This is a genomic window from Microcoleus sp. B4-C1 (genome assembly GCF_036705285.1).
GTDB lineage: Bacteria > Cyanobacteriota > Cyanobacteriia > Cyanobacteriales > Microcoleaceae > Microcoleus.
Window position 1 is genome coordinate 34,621 of the sequence record NZ_JAUBUC010000026.1, and the last position, 18,974, is coordinate 53,594.

15 protein-coding genes are annotated in these 18,974 nt (G+C 44.1%); 13 read left to right on the forward strand and 2 right to left on the reverse strand.

Annotation, left to right across the window (positions count from 1 at the left end; genetic code table 11):
* From QUB26_RS13005 to QUB26_RS13050, 10 genes are all read left to right on the forward strand, one after another.
* The coding region (locus tag QUB26_RS13005; RefSeq protein WP_333318315.1) for a tetratricopeptide repeat protein at positions 1-1,111 on the forward strand (1,111 nt) is incomplete at its 5' end.
* A gap of 75 nt (positions 1,112-1,186) precedes the next feature.
* The gene (locus QUB26_RS13010; protein ID WP_333318317.1) at positions 1,187-3,673 is read left to right on the forward strand and encodes a TIGR04372 family glycosyltransferase; all 2,487 of its coding nucleotides are present in this window, start codon (positions 1,187-1,189) and stop codon (positions 3,671-3,673) included.
* 61 nt (positions 3,674-3,734) lie between these two features.
* Positions 3,735-6,212: a tetratricopeptide repeat protein gene (locus QUB26_RS13015; RefSeq protein WP_333318319.1), complete on the forward strand. Its 2,478-nt coding sequence runs from the start codon at positions 3,735-3,737 to the stop codon at positions 6,210-6,212.
* A 296-nt stretch (positions 6,213-6,508) separates the two neighbouring features.
* Complete coding sequence (locus tag QUB26_RS13020; RefSeq protein ID WP_333318321.1) at positions 6,509-7,201, forward strand: class I SAM-dependent methyltransferase; 693 nt, start codon at positions 6,509-6,511, stop codon at positions 7,199-7,201.
* A gap of 124 nt (positions 7,202-7,325) precedes the next feature.
* Positions 7,326-8,300, forward strand: a complete 975-nt coding sequence (locus QUB26_RS13025) for a radical SAM protein (protein WP_333318323.1) — start codon at positions 7,326-7,328, stop codon at positions 8,298-8,300.
* Between the two features lie 24 nt (positions 8,301-8,324).
* Entirely contained in the window at positions 8,325-9,209 is an 885-nt protein-coding gene (locus tag QUB26_RS13030) for a sugar nucleotide-binding protein (RefSeq protein ID WP_333318325.1), read from the forward strand.
* Positions 9,210-9,260: 51 nt separating this feature from the next.
* Positions 9,261-10,256, forward strand: coding sequence for an SDR family oxidoreductase (locus QUB26_RS13035; protein ID WP_333318327.1), 996 nt, complete (start codon positions 9,261-9,263; stop codon positions 10,254-10,256).
* A 4-nt stretch (positions 10,257-10,260) separates the two neighbouring features.
* Entirely contained in the window at positions 10,261-10,746 is a 486-nt protein-coding gene (locus tag QUB26_RS13040; protein ID WP_333318329.1) for an NUDIX domain-containing protein, read from the forward strand.
* Positions 10,747-10,929: 183 nt separating this feature from the next.
* Positions 10,930-11,589 carry an SIS domain-containing protein gene (locus QUB26_RS13045; RefSeq protein ID WP_333318331.1) on the forward strand — a complete coding sequence of 220 codons (660 nt, stop codon included), beginning with the start codon at positions 10,930-10,932 and terminating at the stop codon, positions 11,587-11,589.
* A complete protein-coding gene (locus QUB26_RS13050) occupies positions 11,552-13,699 on the forward strand; it encodes a TIGR04372 family glycosyltransferase (protein WP_333318334.1) in 2,148 nt (715 codons plus the stop codon). The genes QUB26_RS13045 and QUB26_RS13050 overlap by 38 nt, the downstream gene beginning before the upstream one ends.
* 160 nt (positions 13,700-13,859) lie before the next feature.
* Here QUB26_RS13050 and QUB26_RS13055 read toward each other — a convergent pair whose 3' ends face one another.
* Positions 13,860-14,768, reverse strand: coding sequence for a tetratricopeptide repeat protein (locus tag QUB26_RS13055; RefSeq protein ID WP_333318336.1), 909 nt, complete (start codon positions 14,766-14,768; stop codon positions 13,860-13,862).
* A gap of 327 nt (positions 14,769-15,095) precedes the next feature.
* On the opposite strand from QUB26_RS13055, the gene QUB26_RS13060 reads away from it, so the two are divergent.
* Both QUB26_RS13060 and QUB26_RS13065 read left to right on the forward strand, forming a co-directional pair.
* On the forward strand, positions 15,096-15,230 hold the full coding sequence (locus QUB26_RS13060) for a hypothetical protein (RefSeq protein WP_333318338.1): 135 nt from the start codon (positions 15,096-15,098) through the stop codon (positions 15,228-15,230).
* A 122-nt stretch (positions 15,231-15,352) separates the two neighbouring features.
* Positions 15,353-16,603 carry a hypothetical protein gene (locus tag QUB26_RS13065; RefSeq protein ID WP_333318340.1) on the forward strand — a complete coding sequence of 417 codons (1,251 nt, stop codon included), beginning with the start codon at positions 15,353-15,355 and terminating at the stop codon, positions 16,601-16,603.
* 85 nt (positions 16,604-16,688) lie between these two features.
* On the opposite strand, the gene QUB26_RS13070 is transcribed toward QUB26_RS13065, so the two are convergent.
* On the reverse strand, positions 16,689-17,864 hold the full coding sequence (locus QUB26_RS13070) for a homocysteine biosynthesis protein (RefSeq protein WP_333318342.1): 1,176 nt from the start codon (positions 17,862-17,864) through the stop codon (positions 16,689-16,691).
* A gap of 298 nt (positions 17,865-18,162) precedes the next feature.
* Between QUB26_RS13070 and QUB26_RS13075 the strand changes: the two genes are divergently transcribed.
* On the forward strand, positions 18,163-18,813 hold the full coding sequence (locus QUB26_RS13075) for a Uma2 family endonuclease (protein ID WP_333318344.1): 651 nt from the start codon (positions 18,163-18,165) through the stop codon (positions 18,811-18,813).
* Positions 18,814-18,974: the final 161 nt, after the last annotated feature.

An 18,974-nucleotide genomic window follows, 5' to 3' on the forward strand; every position in this document is an offset into this window, starting at 1 on the left:
CGACGCACACGCCAAGTACAAACAGCACGGAGAAGCGATCGCAGCCTATCAACAAGTTATAGAATTAAATCCCGACGCCATACCAGTCTACAAAAGCCTGTTAGAAATCCAGCCAGAAAACTGGGAACTGTGGTCGAAACTAGGCGACGCACACGCCAAGTACAAACAGCACGGAGAAGCGATCGCAGCCTATCAACAAGTTATAGAATTAAATCCCGACGAGGCATTAAAAGTTTACGAAAATCTAGCAGAGCTGCAACCTGATAATGAGGAAATTTGGAGCGAGTTAGGCAACTTATACGCCAACCAAAATCATCCGCAGGAAGCGATAGCAGCATATCAGCAGATGCTAAAAGTGAACCCGGAATCGGTGGAAGCCTATCAAAAAATGCGACAGATTCAACCTGAATCCTGGGAAAGCTGGTTCAATTTAGATAACCTGTCTAAAATTGAGATATACAAAGCTTTAGGTTTAGGAGTAGAGTATGTGGCGGGTAGTGATGTTGAAGGAGATATAGCTGAATTTGGTACAATGTTTGGGAATACAGCTAAATTTTTGGCATATGCTTTGTCGAGAACTGATAGCAATCCCTGCATAAGTCTAAAATTATCTCAAATGAAACTCTATCTTTTTGATAGTTTTCAAGGCTTGCCAGATTCCACAGCTCAACCAGATATAGAATCCCCTCATGTCAAGACAGGAATTTGGGGGCCAGGAGCTTGTAAAGGTAGTAGCAAACAACAAGTATTAGATATATGTAAGCGATATCTTCCTGAATCAAGAATAGAGATTTATGAAGGCTGGTTCAAGGATACTATTTCTCAGCTTCCAGGAAATATAAAATTTAGTATGATGCACGTTGATAGTGATTTGTATCAGTCTGCTATTGATGTCTTAGATACTTGTTTTGCAAGGGGCTTTGTACAAGAAGGCACTATCATATTTTTTGACGATTGGAATTGTAACAGAGCCTCTCCCAAATTTGGTGAGAGGAGAGCTTGGTTGGAAATACAGCAAAAGTATGCAGTCGATTTTAGCGAGTTGGGGAGCTATAGCACAGGAGGTTATAGGATTATCGTTCACTCTTACCGGATATCTAATAATCTCTAAGCAATTTTGAGTGATAACTCTAGGGATTGTTGAACTAAGTAAAGAGAGAGATTTTTGATTAACTAGAAACCAAACATGAAAAAATATTTTAACACGGCAAACAAACTCAAACAGGAAGGAAAATTAGAAGAAGCGATCGCTACCTATAACAAAGCTATTGACCAGAAGCCAGAGTTTTACTGGGCTTATCATAACTTGGGCGAAGCCTTGGGTCAGTTGGATAGATGGGAAGAAGCAGCGACGGCTTACACTCGGGCTAGGGAGCTTAATCCCAACTCGGCTTGGTCTCACTATAACTTGGCAGAGGTATTATCTAAACTCGGTCATCTGGACGAAGCTATCATAGCCTACCGTCGGGCCATAGATAAAAATCCTAACTTTTATGGCTTTTACAACAGCTTGGGTAAAACTTTTTATGAATTAGCGCTACAGATAGACTCAGATTTTTTTCAGTCATACCCAAAGCTGGAGGATGAGCTCTTACCCAACCAATTTAATGACGAAGAGTTTTTGCAAAAAAATTCACAAATTAACAGCGAAGATTTTATTGAACAAGTTTATCGCACGTATCTTAAACGAAATTCCGATACTGAAGGCAAAAATCACTATCTTAACGCTCTCTACAACGGCGCAAGCCGCGAAGAAGTAATTGCTTGGTTCCGACAATCCTCGGAATTTATGTCACTGCTGAATTCATCCACCGTCTTGTTGTGCTTGGAAAAAGTGATGAGCGCCTACAGGCAATCGATCCATCTGAACCCAAATGATAGAAAATCTTACGACAGGTTGGGAGAGGCACTGCTACACCAGGGCAAAGTACGAACACAGCAAGGTCAATTAAAAGAGGCGATGGAGAGTTACCAGCAGGCAATAGCTATTCGCCAGGATCACTTGACAAACGCATCTTACCACTGGGCCGAGGCACATTACGAGCTGGGGAATGTGCTGAGACAGGAGGAGAAATTAGATGAAGCAATTGAGAGCTATCATCAGGCGATCGCCCTTAAACCTGATTGGGAAGAACCACATATCAACCTGGGAAATATACTGTTAAAGCAGGAAAAGATAAAAGAAGCGGTGGAAAGCTTCAATCGGGCAATAGCTATTCATCCTAAATCGGTAGAAATGCACTCACGAATTGCCTATTTCTTTTTAGAAAAAGGTCACTTTAGTCAATCAAAAAGTTACTACGAAAGGGGTCTATTAATTAACCCTAATTTGGCAGAAATGTACTTGGGTATCGGAACAGCTCTTTTGCAGGAGGGACAGAAGGATGAGGGCATTAAAAGCTTTCAGCAGGCGATCGCTGTTCAACCTGACTGGATACATACCTACATAGCAATGGGAACTCAATTGTTTATAAGCGGCAATATCGACGCCGCAAATCAGGCATGGCATCAAGCAATTGAGGTTCAAAAAAAATTAGCTCGAGTACATCAATTAGACGAGCTAGGAATCCGGCTGCTGGATGCGAATAGTTGGTTATTAGCTCTCGGTCACATCGCTTGCTTAGATATCTATCTAAAGATAGGCCTCCTGGGATGGAGGCCGAAGCACAAAACTATGATGTTGGTGACTCCATATAATAAAATCCCCAATAAAGCTTTGCTAAACTACTGGAAGCCTTACATCGAATTCATATCCGATGCGTCACAAATGCCTATTTCTCATCCTTCAGCAGACTACTTAACAGATTTTTATTGGGCGACAACCTTGCCTAGTGAAAAGACATTAATGAACTCTACTCAAGTGGCTGCGGTGGTTTACAAGCAGTGGGAAGAAGAGAATAGGCCACCATTACTGAGTTTGTCAGATTCAGACGCAGAACGGGGATGGGATTGCTTGCAAAAATTAGGAATGCCAAAAAATGCTTGGTTTGTTTCCCTTCATGTTCGAGAACCTGGTTTCCACCAAAATTGGAACAAAGTGCATCCTGCTACCCGCGATGCAGATATCAATACCTACTTACTAGCAGTCAAATCGATCGCAGCGCGTGGTGGGTGGGTGATTCGTATGGGAGACCCTACTATGAAACCTCTGCCCAAGTGCGATCGATTAATTGATTATGCTCATAGTGAATTTAAGAGTGATGGGATGGATATTTTTCTTTGTGCCTCCTGTAAGTTTTTGATAGGCACCAGTTCGGGCGTGAGTTGGATTCCTCCTATATTTGGCGTTCCTTGCGCTCTGACTAATTGGATACCACTCGGACTGCCCCCCAGCTTTCCCAAAAATATATTTATTCCCAAGCTTTACTTCTCTGAGTCGGAAAAACGCTATCTAACATTTTGGGAAATATTCAGCTCTCCCATAATTTATTCAGAATTCAGGAAATACTACGATTCTAGGGGTTTAATAGTAGTGGACAATACAGAGGAAGAAATCAATGATGTGGTTGTCGAAATGTTGAATGCTCTGGATGGTACAATCAATTACAGCGGGGAAGATAGGCTACTTCAGGAACAATTTTACAGTATAGCTACTACTTATGGCAGCTACATAGGCAGCCGCATAGGACAATCTTTCTTGAAAAAGTATGCTGCTCTTTTCAAGAAAGGGTAAAACACCACTGTAAAATTTCAATGTTTACCATAAAATTAACAAAAAAAAGGAGTATAAAATCATGGGAATTGGCAGTCCAACCTTGCATCTGTACGAATATTTACGCCGGCATGGATACTTGAGCAACTTCAAGCGAGTTATCGAACTGGGCTCACAGGATATTGCCTCTGGGCAAGAGGAAATTGCCTACTTACTTGATGCATTGTTTACCTTCAAGGTTGACCCAGGTACTTTAATTACTGCAAAAACTCTGTATCAAAGTATGGGATTTGAAGTTTATGAATGTATAGATGCAGATGGACTTTATGATGCTCGTGTTTTCGACCTTAATAAAAATATTCAAGAAACTTATGGGTTTTCAGAGCAATTTGATTTGGTAACAAATCATGGGACTACCGAACATTGTTTTAATCAGTTTGAGTCATGGAAAAACATTCATAATTTATGTGCAGTAGAAGGGATAATGATTCATGTATTGCCGGCTCAAGGCTATGTAAATCATGGGTTTTACAACTACAATCCTTCTTTTTTCTATAATTTAGCAGCAGCGAATAATTATAAGTTGATAGGTCTCTATTTAAGCGCCTATAAATCTAGCGATCTATCCGCGTGCAGCTTGCCCGGTTTAAATCCATATACCGAAAAACTTATGAAGTCTTTGTGCACCCAAGCTGGTCAACCTGAGATTGGATTGTATGCAGTTTTGCAAAAAATGACAGACCAAACCTTTTCTATACCCTACGATGGTCAGTATTTAAACGTAAGCCTTTTGCAAAAAGAGGAGTATTTATTTCAGCAGCAAAGTGGATTGGTAATTGCGCTTGATTTTGTAAACGAATATACAAAAATTGGCAATATTCTGGCTAGCCAGAACAAGTTAGATGGTGCGATAGAATACTATTTAGAAGCGCTTAAAATTGACCCTATAAATGCTGAATCTAATTTCTATTTGGGAGTAGCCTTAGAAAAAAAAGGGCAGTTATGTGAAGCAATTGAAAGCTACCAAAGAGCGGTAAACCTACAGCATAATTATGCAGAAGCTCATTACAATCTCGGTAAGGCACTTTTTGCTCAGCGTGAGCATGAGCGAGTTAACAAAGTCATTGATGGGTATCAGAAAGTTTTGGCTTCTAATCTGGATGACATAAAAATTTATTTTAGTCTGGCTCAAGAATTAAAGCAATTGGGAAAACTAGATGAAGCGATCGCTGTATATCGCAAAGCTATAACTATCTATCCTGATTTTGCAGAATTATATTTACAATTAGGAAATATATTTATTGACCAAGATAACTTCAATGAAGCAAGTCTAAGTTATCTTGGTGCAATGGCTATCACAACTAACTTTGATACCATCAAACCTCACTTACTTGATGCTTACTTAAAATTGCTTAATAAATTGATTGAATTGGGGAAATTAGATGACGCAAACGCTATCTGTAAAAAAGCGATCTGCATCCGCCCAGATTTACCAGAATTTCCGTTTTATTTAGGAAACATATTTTTTGAATCAAATCATCTTAAGGAAGCCATTGATAGTTATGAATTAGCGATTGAAATTCAACCAAAGTTTATTGATTCTTATTTGCCATTGGGAAATGCTCTCAGAGAAACGCAGCAGTTAGAAAAAGCAATTCATTGGTATGAACGGGCGCTGGAAATAGAACGCAATTCAGCGGAACTCCACTACAATTTGGCTAATTTGTTCATGTCTGTGAGAGACCAAGATCAGGCATTTATTCACTATCATCAATCCAACACTATTAAATTTGTGGAGGATCGCTCTAATGGAATTATAGGGAGGATGTGTTTTATTTCATTACCTAAATCGGGAACTACATATATTGTTAACGCCTTAGAAAAATTAATCAATAGTTGCTCTGCTGCTGCCTCTTCACAAAAATTGATATCAGCTAGCCGACCTAGTATTTTGTTTAAAGTTGAGACTCAAGCACCATATAAAGACTCATTATCTACTTTGATTTCAGATCATCTCCCCGCCGTAACCGAAAATCTCTTGTGTCTCAGAATGGTTGTAGATAGGTTAGTTGTTCACGTTCGCGATCCTAGACAAGCTCTGCTATCTTTTGTACACTATTTAAACCAAACAAATGATTATCGTACACCGGAATTTTTAATTTCTACTCAATCAAGATTATCTCAAGACTACTTTTCGTTATCTCTCACAGAGCAAATTAACTGGCAAATAGAGAAATGGTATTTGCCGGATTCTATAAACTGGCTTAATGGCTGGATAGATGCTGATGAAGATCCTTTGTTTTATCCGCAAATACTTTTTACACAACATGAAGATTTAGCTAGTGATTCAAAAAACTTTTTTGATCGTATACTTGATTTTTACGAAATTGAAAAGTCTCGATTTGTTTTACCTGAAAAACCCAATTTTTCAGGAACCAAACATCTACGAAAAGGGAGCATAGATGAGTGGCGCGAAGTTTTTACTACTGAACAAATAGAAAAATGTTTTGAAATGATACCAGAACGAATTTTTCTAAAATTTGGTTGGCCATTAACATAGTTTTTCATTTAAAAGTTTATAACCCTTATTTATTAATAGAGATTCACCATGATTGAAAAAATTATACAAGACGTAGATATGTTGTGGCACAGAGAAACCCACAAAGCTCTGGCTTTAGGTGTAATGTATGTTTGTGGAGCCGACGTTGAAGGAGATATAGCAGAGTTTGGTAGTAAGGCTGGCAAGAGTTCTAGAACAATTTGCTGTAAACTTCAGTGATGAAGGCTCTTACAGTTGGAATAGAAAGAAATTTATAGTTCATTCCTACAATAAAAATAATTAACAGGAGATTCCTAGTGAACGAACAAACCCGAAGTAAAGAAGCACAGTATCAGATTCAGTTCGATACTTTGCAAGAAATGGGGTCAGTACAAATGGGCCCTTACGCCAGCCATAGCTGGCGCTCCGATCCCAGACGCTTAACATTCCTGCTGGCAAGGTATAAATTCTGCTCCAAAATATTAGCAGGCAAATCCAGAGTTCTAGAAATAGGTTGCAGCGACGGATATGGGATGCGCCTACTTCTCCAAACTGTAGAATTTGTTCATGGTGTCGATTTCGATCCCTTATTTATCGAATGGGGAACGAAGCACGCACAAGCTGAAGGATTGAATTGCAAGTTTTCTGTAGTCGATATTACTGAGCAAGCCCCCAGCGGAAATTATGAAGCTGCTTATTCCCTAGACTTGATAGAACACATTGAGCCGGAAAAAGAACATCTTTACTGGGAAAATATCTGCAAAGTTCTGGAACCTCATGGAGTATTCATCGTCGGTACTCCCAATATCACGGCTGCCCCCTATGCCTCCGAGTGGAGTCAGGAAGGTCACATTAACTTAAAATCGGCTGATACTCTAAAAACTGCTATGCAGGAGTATTTTCACAATGTCTTTATTTTTTCGATGAATGACGAAGTTGTCCATACCGGGTTCTATCCAATGGCTCATTATCTAATGGCGATCGGGGTAGGTGTCCGTCAATTTGGATAGGTGATATGCTGTTTCGAGCTTTTTGTAGGAGTTATGGAGTTGTAGTGAATATCTTTAACTCACCCAATAAATTTTCAAGAGATTCAAGACTTACACAAGCAATCAAACAATAGGAGAGGCAAAAATGGTCAACGTAATATTTCCAGAAAGCACCGAAAATCAAAAACTTGCTCAAAGGCTCAACATTGACAAACTAGAATCAGTTTTAAAATTTCCCAGGTTTTTTGAAATCGAAACAGTAAACGCCTGCAACGCCCGGTGTACTATGTGTACCATCAATGACTGGGAGAAAGTCAAAGATGTGATGATGAGCGATAGCTTGTACGCCAAATTTGTCGATGAAGTCGCCGAGTATGCCGAGTGGGTAGATACTGTCTGTCTCAATCGGGATGGGGAACCGACGTTAGACAAAAAATTGCCGCAGAGAGTCAGAATGCTGAAAGATGTAGGTATTAAAAAGGTAACATTTGCAACAAATGCACAACTGCTTGTCCCTAAACTGGTGAATCAACTGATTGATGCTCGGCTAGACGACATTATGATTTCCATTGACGGAATCACCAAAAACACCTATGAAGCTATACGCCTCCGATTGAACTACGATGTCGTATTGGAGAACATTCTCAACTTAATTCGCATCCGCAACGAAAGAAATTCACCCATGAGTATCCGAATTCGGATGGTTTTGATGGAATCAAACCAACACGAATTTGAGGAATGGTCGTCTTTCTGGAATTCAAAAATTTCTGAGCAAGATGACGTATACGCTAAGCCTGCCCATACTTGGGGAAATCAGCTTGTTGGAGAAGCAGAAGACACGATAGCAAAGTATGCTGATAAGCCCTGTATATTCCCTTTTTCTTCAATGGTAATCCAAGTTGATGGAAAAGTACCGATGTGCAATATAGATTACAATGTTAAGGAACTCATGGGTGATTTCTCAAATCATTCTATCAAGGAAATCTGGAACGGGGAAGACTTCACCAAGGTGCGATCGTTCCACGCTAATAAGCAGCGGAATAAGATTCAGATGTGTCAGGGATGCAGTATTTGGACACCAGAGGTGGTGGTTAAGTCGCCTGTTCGCCCAACAGCTTAGAAATTATCTACAAACTCCAAATTTATGAAATTTTTGCTCGTCGGTGCTTCTGGATTTATTGGCAGACATACTCTGAGATATATAAAATCTCAGGGATATGAAGTTATAGGGACGCAAACCAAATCTAATTCTCCTGAACTGATTAAGTTTGACCTCTTAGAACATCGTATAGGTGACAAAATATCTCCTTCTTTTCTGAGTAATGATGACTCTATCTTTGGCGTAATATTTTCAAGTATGTGCCAGATAGACCGCTGTTTTATAGAGCGCGAAATGAGTTACAAAGTTAATGTGGAGAAGACCTGTCTACTGATTGGCGATATGCAAGCTATGGGGATAAAACCTGTATATATTTCCAGCGATGCTGTTTATGAAGGAACGCATGGCTACTACAGTGAGGCACATCCACCAAATCCAGTTAATGAATATGGCAGACAAAAAGCTGAAGTAGAAAAATACATTCACCAAAGTATTCCCGAAAGTCTCATATTGCGGTTGAGCAAAATTGTTGGGGAAGATCCCTATGAAAATCACCTTTTTTCGGAGTGGTATAAACAGATTGAAAGCGAGCAACCTATAATTTGTATTGCTGAGCAAGTCTTTTCTCCTACATTTGTAAAAGATGTAGCAAAGGCTGTAGTCTTAAGCTGTGAAAAGAGAATTTCAGGCTTATATAATATGGCTAACCCAGTATTTTTCCCTAGAGAAGAACTAGCCAAACAGTTTGTATTAGCATTGAAAAAAAATGTAGCTGATGTGGCAATTGTTGGTAAGTCTCAAGAAGAATTAAACTTGGCTGATAGACGGACTGAAAAAAGCTATTTGGACTCTACTAAGTTCTTGAGAGCGACAGGGATGCAATTTACTTCCATGCGTGAAGTATTTATGTCCTTCATCAGCAAGTTATAAAGTTCTTCATTGTTAAAATAGAGTAATAAAAGTATTTTTTGGAGCAACCGATTGACTACTGCAAAACACTGCTTAGTAACTGGTGCAGCCGGCTTCATCGGCAGCCACCTATGCGATCGCCTCTTAGCCCTCGGCCACACCGTCACCGGTCTCGACAGCCTAATAGTAGGGCGCCTCGCCAACCTAGAGCAAGCCAAAACCGATCACAAATTTACCTTTATCGAGCAAGACGCAGCCACCATCACTCCCTCCACCCTAGAAGGAATTGACTGGGTATTTCACCTAGCAGGGCTAGCCGACTTAGTTCCGTCGATCGAAAACCCCAGCCAATACTACCACTCCAACGTTCAAGGCACTTTTAGCCTGCTAGACGCTTGCCGCCACGCTCAAATCCAGCGCTTCGTCTACACCGCATCCTCCACCTGCTACGGCATCCCAGACCAATATCCCACACCTGAAACCTATCCCTGCGATCCCGAACACCCCTATGGCTTGACTAAGTATTTAGGCGAGCAAATGGTCATGCACTGGGCAAAAGTGTACAAACTCCCCGCCCTCTCCCTGCGGCTGTTTAACGTCTATGGGCCGCGTTCCAGAACAACAGGAGCCTACGGTGCCGTCTTCGGCGTCTTTTTAGCTCAAAAATTAGCAGGAAAACCCTTCACCCTTGTCGGAGACGGCACCCAAACCAGAGACTTCACCTTCGTAAGCGATGTCGTAGAAGCCTTTGTCACCGCCGCAGCATCGGATGTAACGGGTGAAATTATCAACATTGGCTCCGGCAATCCTCAAAGTGTCCTCACCCTCGTGGAACTATTAGGCGGCCCCGTCGTCCACATCCCAAAACGTCCCGGAGAGCCAGACTGCACTTGGGGAGACATCACCAAAGCTAAAACTCTCTTGGGATGGGAGCCAAAAGTTCCTTTCCCCGAAGGAGTGTCTCAGATGTTGGCAAACATCAGCCTGTGGCAAGAAGCACCTGTCTGGACGCCTGATTCCATTCAGGAAGCCACAAAAGCATGGTTTGAGTATTTGGGAAAAACCTAAACTTATGGTTCAAAACACCCCTACTCAAGTTAATCTTCAAGTTGCAAAAGCATTCCTTTACCAAGGATCTCGCCTGTTACTGCAACTGCGAGACAACATACCTGAGATTATAGCCCCCAATCACTGGGGACTGTTCGGCGGTACTGTTGATGAAGGGGAAACCCCAGGCGAAGCTATGAAGCGAGAAATCGAAGAAGAACTTTGCTGGGTACCGCCGGAACCCAAGTACCTGCTGACATGGGAAGCACCAGATCGACCTTGCACCACTTATATTTTTGGTATTCCCTTGACAGTACCGACTAGCGAATTAACCTTAACGGAGGGGCAAGCCTTCCAACTATTTACATTTGAGGAATTGACTCAAGTGCTGTTAGTGCCTAAAATTCCTCGGATGCTGCCACAAGTTGTCGAGGCGATCGCCTCTGATGAACTAACCGCAGCTTGGCAGGAGTTCAGCACTAAAAATTTAACCTGGGGCATGGCTCATTAACTAAAACCACTTCTCAAAAGTAGTGATGCAACACCCTTGTCGATCCCCCCTCCTAGCCCCCCTTAAAAAGGGGGGAACAAGAGTTAAGTCAAAAGTCCCCCTTTTTAAGGGGGATTTAGGGGGATATCCACAGTGTTATATTCTTTTTTGAAATTGGGATACAAACCAAAACCGAAAAATTAAATGCAAACATTTCCCTCACAACACCCCTTTGCCACCGATTACTTTCGCCAACTTGCAAATTTAAGCGAAAGCTTTGAAGCGACTGACAACAAATCTCAGCCTCTTTCCTTTTCCGAAGCAATTAGTCAAGCCGCAGCTTTGGTATCTCAACAAAGCCAACAGCAGAAAAAAGTAATTTTTATTGGCAATGGTGGCAGTGCAGCCGTAGCTAGTCACCAGGCGATCGACTACTGGCGAAATGGAGGCTTTCCGGCGATCGCCTTCAATGACGGTGCTCTCCTGACTTGTATCAGCAACGACTTCGGCTACGAACAAGTTTTCAGCAAACCGATCGCCACCTTTGCCCAATCGGGAGATATCGTATTTGCCATTAGCAGCTCTGGACAGTCAGGTAACATCCTAGCAGGGGCCCGTCAAGCCGCTCAAATGGGGTGCTATGTCATCACCCTTTCAGCTTTTAAGCCAGATAATCCCCTGCGTCAATTAGGAGACATTAACTTTTTCGTCCCGACAATGGCCTATGGATTTGCAGAAATTACTCATCTGTGCATCTGTCATTGTATTCTAGATGGATTGATGAAAGGCTCATTGCCAGAAACAGAAGTTAATAATCCGGTAATTGATGAGAGCAAGCTATTTTCAGGCAGCCAACCAACTTAAACAGGAAGGAAAATTAGAGGAGGCGATCGCCTCTTATCGCCAAGCGATCGAGGAAAACCCCAACTTTTATTTGTCTCACCACAACTTAGGGGAAACATTGGCAAAACTTGGTCGGTGGGAGCAAGCAGTTACTTCCTACGATCGCGCTATTCAACTCAACCCTAATTCGGTTTGGTCTTATTACAATTTAGGGGAAGCTTTAGCAAAACTCTGCCGGTGGGATGAAGCGATCGCCTCCTACCGTCGTGCCATTGAGCTTTCCCCTGATTTTTATAGATTTTACATTAATTTAGGCGAAGTCCTCTGCAAACAGGGCCGTAGCGAAGAAGCCGCCACCTTCTACTGTCAAGCTGCGGAATTTTTGATCAAACAGCAGCGGTGGGATGAAGCGGACAATTGCTACAGTCAGGCTATTAAGCTCAATCCATCAGTTAAGGATGACTACGGCAATTTAGCAGAAACCCTGACAAAACAGCGGCAGCTTGAAGTTGCGATCGCCAAAACCCGCAAAGCCCTTAACCAGACTCCAGAAAGTGCTGAACTTCACTGCCGGTCGGGGAAGCTCTTAACACAGCAAAACAGGCGAATAGAGGCAATTGAAAGCTATAAAAAAGCGATAACTCTCAATTTTGACTTAGAAGAAGCACATATCAACCTAGTCAATTTACTGATAGAGCAAGCTGAAATAGATGAGGCGCTTCAAAAACAAAACAAACCCTCTTTAGAGCAAGAGGCACTTTTCAACCTCGGAAACTTACTGATACAGCAAGGCAAATTAGAAGAAGCAATTGAGACTTACCAAAGAGCGATCGTCATCAAACAAAATTGGACAGAAGCTTACCTCAAACTAGCAGAAGCTCACATGAAAATGAGCTGGAAATTTTACGATGTCGGTAAATTACACGAATCAATTAGCTCTACTGAACGTGCGATCGACGTATATAATTCTCAGCTTGAAAAGCATCCCCTCGGCAATTTGGGTATCCGCTTCATAACGCCGGAATATTTCACAAACTGGCCCTGGTTGGGAGCGATCGGCCACCTAGCAATCAATATAGATATTTATATCAAGATGGGTATTCTGGGCTGGCGACCTCAATACCACACAATTCTTTTAGCGCCGTCGGAACAAGTCATCAACCCCTGTTTGCTCAACTACTGGCGACGATATCTCCACATTATCACCGACCCCTCGGTCATCGAGCGGCTGCTACCATTAGCAAAGACTATGCGCTGCTTGGAATACACTCTGTACCATATAAAACTTGCCAGCGGACAGATGGTAGATATAGGTTATGCCATGCCGATCGTTCAAAAACAGTGGGAGACACAGGCACGCCCGCCCTTGCTCACCCGATCGCCATCAGATTATGAGAGAGGGTGGAACTGTTTGCGAGACCTCGGTGTGCCTAAAAATGCCTGGTTTGTGTGTCTCCACGTTCGAGAAGATGGCTTCCGCCGAGAAGGAATAACTACTCACCGCAGTGCTGATATTAATACTTACTCATTAGCGATCGAGTCGATTGTAGCTCGCGGCGGCTGGGTCATCCGCATGGGCGACCCTACCATGAAACCGCTACCACCGATGAAACAGGCGATCGACTACGCTCACACTGACGCAAAAAGCGATTGGATGGATGTTTTTCTGTGCACTTCCTGTCGTTTCTTTTTGGGAAGCGCTTCAGGTCTCGCCTGTGTTCCCTTGGTATTTGGCGTTCCCAGCGCTATTACCAACACTTGGCCAGTCTCCGGGCGTCCTCCGTCGAATCATGATTTATTCATCCCCAAACTAGCTTGGTCAGAAGTTGAAAAGCGCTATCTCACTTTTGAAGAAGCACTAGCGCCTCGTTTCTTTTTCAACCTCAATAGCCAACTCCTATACTCATGGGGTATTAAAGTGGTGGATAATACGCCAGAGGAGATTAATGACTTGGTACTGGAAATGCTCGATCGACTAGAAGGAAAATGTCAGTACACAGCAGAGGACGAAGTTTTACAACAGCAGTTCAACTCTCTGCCAACACCTTATGGGCCGAGTGCTTTTAATAGTCGGATTGGACGCTCTTTTTTGCATAATTATCATTTTTCCAAACGGAAACCCTTCGCTTAAAGCAGTCATAATTCGATCCGAAGTCTTGCCTCATTGGTAATTGGTAATTGCTGAGGAGTTTTGAGTTTTAAGATTGGTTCGTGACTCTCACTGCGTAGCCGCATGAGTGAATTTTAAACTTTTTAACTCAAAACTCAAAACTCAAAACTTAAAACTTTCCTTAAGGTTTTGGTAGCGCGCCTTCAGGACTAGGAGAAGCAGCCGGTTCGGGAGTCGTAGCAGCCGCAGGAGAAGGCGAAGGAGTGCCACTAGCTAACTGATTAATTTGGTCTTTATAGTTAGGAGGAGCTAACTCAGTAGCTCGATCGAACAGCGTTTTTGCCTCATCTGTTTTGCCCTGTTCCTTCAGCACGATCGCCTTTCCTAAAGTCGGGCGAAAATCTTTGGGATTAGCCTTAGCAGATTCGTCGTAAATTGCGATCGCCTCCTCGTAGCGCTTCTGCACAGCATAAACCTGTCCCAAAATCAACTGCACTGAAGTTACATCAATACTTTCGGGTTTCGCCAGATTTGCAGCCGGAGCAGCCTTCAGCGTATCTTGCAACAGTCCGATCGCAGCTTCCGGCCGCTGCTGCACCAGCAGCAAATTCACCAACCCCTGCAAAGCCTTAATTTCCCCAGGCCTAGACGCTAAAATTGACCTGTAAGCCTGAGCAGCCCCTTCGCGATCGCCCGTGCGTTCCTTAGCCTGAGCCAGCAAAATTCCGTATTCAGTAGTCTCAGGATTCAGCGAAGCCAACTTTTCCAAAGGAGCGATCGCATCTTTAATGTCCCCCACTCCTTGTCCGATCAACTCCAGTCGCACCTGCAACAATCCCCGCAAAGCCGTTACGTTGTCAGGTTCCCGCTGCAAAACCAATTCGTATCCCCTAGCCTGAGCTTGCAGCAACTCTGATTGCTTCTCCCCAGACTGGGCCGTCTGAGTAGGTGTTGGAGTTGACTGACTTTGCGCTTGGCTGGCCTGGAGAATACTGTTTAAAATTGGCACAAGGGAAAATCCCAAAAAAGCGATGAGCGACAGCACCACCACCACAGTAATCAACCCACGACGCTTATTTGCTTTTTCCATAATTCAAGTATCCCAGCTTAAAATCTACTATTTTCTAAGAATTAACGCATCGCCCAGGGGCATCTGCCATTTAGCTCGATCGGTGCAACCATAAAAGTTCTTAACTTCAAAGTCCCAACGGACAAAGCAGCCTTTTACTTGCAGCTAATATGGTAACAGACCCACAACTCCATGCTAGCTAAACAATTTTGGACACTGGGACCCGCAGCCCCAAGGACTGCGGTGTCTGTCCAATTTAGTCTGGTCAAGCTAAAAATTACCAAAAATATGGCGGATCAGGCCGTTAGGTAATTGGATTAAGTAAAATAGGCAAGCTGAATATCCTAAATGCTATTAGCCAGCAACTCCAAACTCAGCGCGATCGCAGGATCGAGCGGTCAGCAACTGCCCAAGTCCTTGCTCGCAAGGATTGTAGCAGCCAGCGAACCGATCGGCACACGTAGCGTTGAAAGTTGGCGTTGACGGGTCACAACCAGACCTCCGGGCGCAAGCCCGCCTGTCAGGTGCTAGTAGTTTTTAAAGCAGTTTCTTCAGTTTATTCCTAATTTCCCTTAAGGGATGTGTCTCCGCTGCAAGGAGTTTTTATGAACCCCTCTCCCAACCGGTCTTCCAAATCGTCCAAATCTACTTCAACTCGCAAGGCTCAGCCGAGCGAACTGGCCGTCAATCCGCCTAAAGATACAGATTCCATTCCTGAGACACCAGACGAAAGTTCGGTGCCTTCGGCGTTGGCTGCGCCTGTTGACCAAAATCAACCGGCAACGCCAACAGACGCCCCAGCGTCCAAGGATAGGCTGCAACGACCACGCTACAGTTCTGCCCCCGACAAGGACAAAACAAAGCCACAAGACCAGCCCAGCAATGCTCCTGCCCCCCCGGCGTCTGCAGCGTCTTCGACACCTGTCAGCGATACTCCAGCCCTAGCAGTCGCACCGCCGGCAAACGCCGAGCCTGCCGCTAACGAAAGTCAGGCCGCTGAGGACATACCATCCGTCATGCGCCAACATCCCATTCCCCCCCCCAGCGAACCCAGACAGTACCGAGCTGTTGGTTTGGTGCGGGGCCGCTACACGCCATCAGAAGAGCAATTCACCCGGGGTATGCTGATAGCTGCCGACGGAACTGCCATCGACGCAGTTTTGCTGGGTAGAGTTATGAGTTTAGTCAAAAATCACCTGGAGCTGGAACAAGAACACCTGTGGGTGGTCTATCCCCGCACCAGACAAGAAGACGGCAACTTGCACGCCCAGATTATGGGGGTTTGGGAGCCGGAAACGCTCAAGAAATCTCCCGAACCGTCCTCTGATGAGGAAGAAAATCAGGAAGCAGCGGAGATTGAGGCTAGTGGCGAAGCATCGACCGCATCTTTGCCTCCCTCGGAACCTGATGTTGAAGATGGCTATTTTTCGATTAGAGGTGAGGTGATTTATCAATCCCAAGACCAAGAAAAGTATGTCATCGTCAAAATCAAGCAAGCTCCCCGCAAGAATGACGACAAGATGAAGTTTTTTAAGTTGAAACTCAAGGGAGATTTAGCTACAAAGGCGATCGGGTTTTTTTGGGATTTCCACGTCAAATTGAAAGCTGACAGTCTGATGATTGAGCAGGCTAATAATATTGGTGCCCTGCCGATTAAAAAGCGGAAATTCCCCCCTGGCAGCAAGCCGCCCGGTGGCTTCAAAGGAGGAGGGAAGCGTCCGTTTACTCCTAGACCCAGCGGTGACGGTGCTCCAGTAGGGCGTCCTACTATCAAGTCCGCTGCTGCTGCACCACCGCCTGTCCCGAAGGAACCTCTTCCTAAGCCAATTAAGAAGCCTAAGCCGATCGAGGAATGAACCAATTTTAGATTTTAGATTTTAGATTTTAGATTAGTGTGTCCAAGACTAATTTACAACCGCTAAATCGCCAATCTAAAATCCTTTATTCGAGCCGGACTTGTGCGCCCCACAAATCTTGCGGGAGAAATACTCTGTCAGTGGGTAGGGGAGCAACTGGGGCCGTGAGGGTAAATTGACCCGCTTCAATTTGCTGCTTCAATTCCAATGCTACTTGCCGGGAGAGAAACATACTCGCAAGGGGGGCGGCCCGTACTGGTTTGCCCTCTATCAGGATGCGGCCAGTCTTTAATTGAGCATAGCTGACTAAACCGAATGTGGGACGAACGCGCCGGGGGATAGAGAAATCTACCACCGGCGCTACTATTTTCTTGTCTGATACTGCACAGTGGGCGACGACGGTTTCGTTTAAGACTGGAAACGGGATGCCGACTCCCAGCATCAGGGATGGGCCGTAGTTTTTGAAGTAGCAGCCCCGCACCCATTTGGAGTTCATCTGTTTGGCGTCGCCGATTAGTGCGAGGGTGGCAGCGGGGCCGATGGGGGTGCGGTTGGGCTGGCGTTTTTGCAGCGGGAAGTGCTGGGTTCCTTCCCAGGTGATGTAGCCGGTGGCGCCTCCTAGGAAGATGCGGGTGCCGATGCCGATGGTTTCGAGGTCGGGGTCGTTGAGCAGGGGAGACATGGCTCCAAGGTTCGAGTAGACGGCGTTGCCGAGGTTTGGTTGCAGGGGGCCGAGGTAGGTGAACAGCGGGCGATCGCCCCCATTGACCCCAACAATAAAGTTTTGATATGCGTTGCGGGGATTGAATAAATAAAACTGGTTGATGGTATCGCGGGTAATCGTGGTTTCAAAGGAGGCGCGGGGGTAGCAGTCTGTGACTTGCCCCAAGGCTCGCAACTGCACGGGTTTCCCGGCTATTAAGTCTTCGATGACGTGTCCGCCGCCCCGTTCGCGGGATTCTTCGCCGTCTTCGGCTACTTGGGTGGCTCCCAGGTACAGGTCTACTGCCCCGAAGCCGGAGTAGGCTAAAACGCCGTCTAGCCAGCACTGGCGGATTTTTATCGGCGGGTCGGTATGGCCGAGGTTGATGATTGCACCGGAGGATTCCATGGGCTCGAAGATGCCGGTGGTAATGACATCGACTTCTGTGGCTGCTTGGGTAATGCTGGTTTCTTGAACTCTAGTTTTGAGTTCTTCGATTGTCCAGACTGTGGCTTTGCCCTGGCTGATTTTATCGTTGATTTCGTCGATCGATCGCATATATTTTAGATTTTAGATTTTAGATTTTAGATTTTGAATTGATTGATTTTGGAGTGATTTTGATTTGGGATTGATGGAATGTCGATCGAGCTGGTTGTTTGAGATAAAATCAATATATTATAACTGAGATGTTGCACCATTCTCAACAAGCCTTTTATGAACAGGCTTTCCGGCCTGTTCCACAATAAAATTCACTCTTCGTGGAACAGGCCGGAAAGCCTGTTCTTGATAATGATGCAAGATGTAAATTATAACGGATACAATAACAATATCATAAATCAAATAAAGGGCGATCGCCATGACTCAAGCGATATTAAAACCAGTCACCTTCGATGAATTTATTGACTGGTATCCTGAAAATTCTGAAAACCGTTACGAACTGCACAATGGAGCTATTGTTGAGATGCCTAAAGCAACCGGAGAACATTCAGAAGTAGCGGGCTTCCTTGTCGCTGAACTCAACTTTGAAATCCGACGACTAGGACTTCCTTACTTCGTTCCCAAAGAATGCGTTGTCAAAGCTGATAACGAGCTATCTGGTTACGAACCGGATGCGATCGTTTTGGATAGGCAAGGGACGGACAGCGAACCGAGATGGAAAAAGGAATCTATCATTACAATGGGTAGTTCTGTCCGGCTAATTGTCGAAGTGGTCAGTACCAATTGGCGGGATGATTATGGCTACAAATTGGTGGATTACGAAGCTTTGGGCATTTCTGAATACTGGATTGCGGACTATTTGGGACTTGGTGGGCGACGCTATATTGGCAATCCTAAACAACCTACTTTTTCTGTTTACCAGTTGGTTGACGGTGAGTATCAAGTCAGTCATTTTAGAGGGAACGAGCGGGTTTTGTCGCCCACATTTCCGCAGTTAAATTTGACGGTTCAACAGATTTTTAGCGCCGGCAGAGATACGGTAAAAAATGCGAGGCTTGAAGATAGTTAGTTGAGGGTGTTAGTACCACAAATTTCCTAAGTTGGTAGTGAATAATTCTGTCCTATAACTGGGAATGAATCAGGAGTGAAGTCAATCGATTTTAGATTTTAGATTTTAGATTTTAGATTGAAGCCTTGACCCCACGGATAAATTCGGGGGGCAAGTTTCAT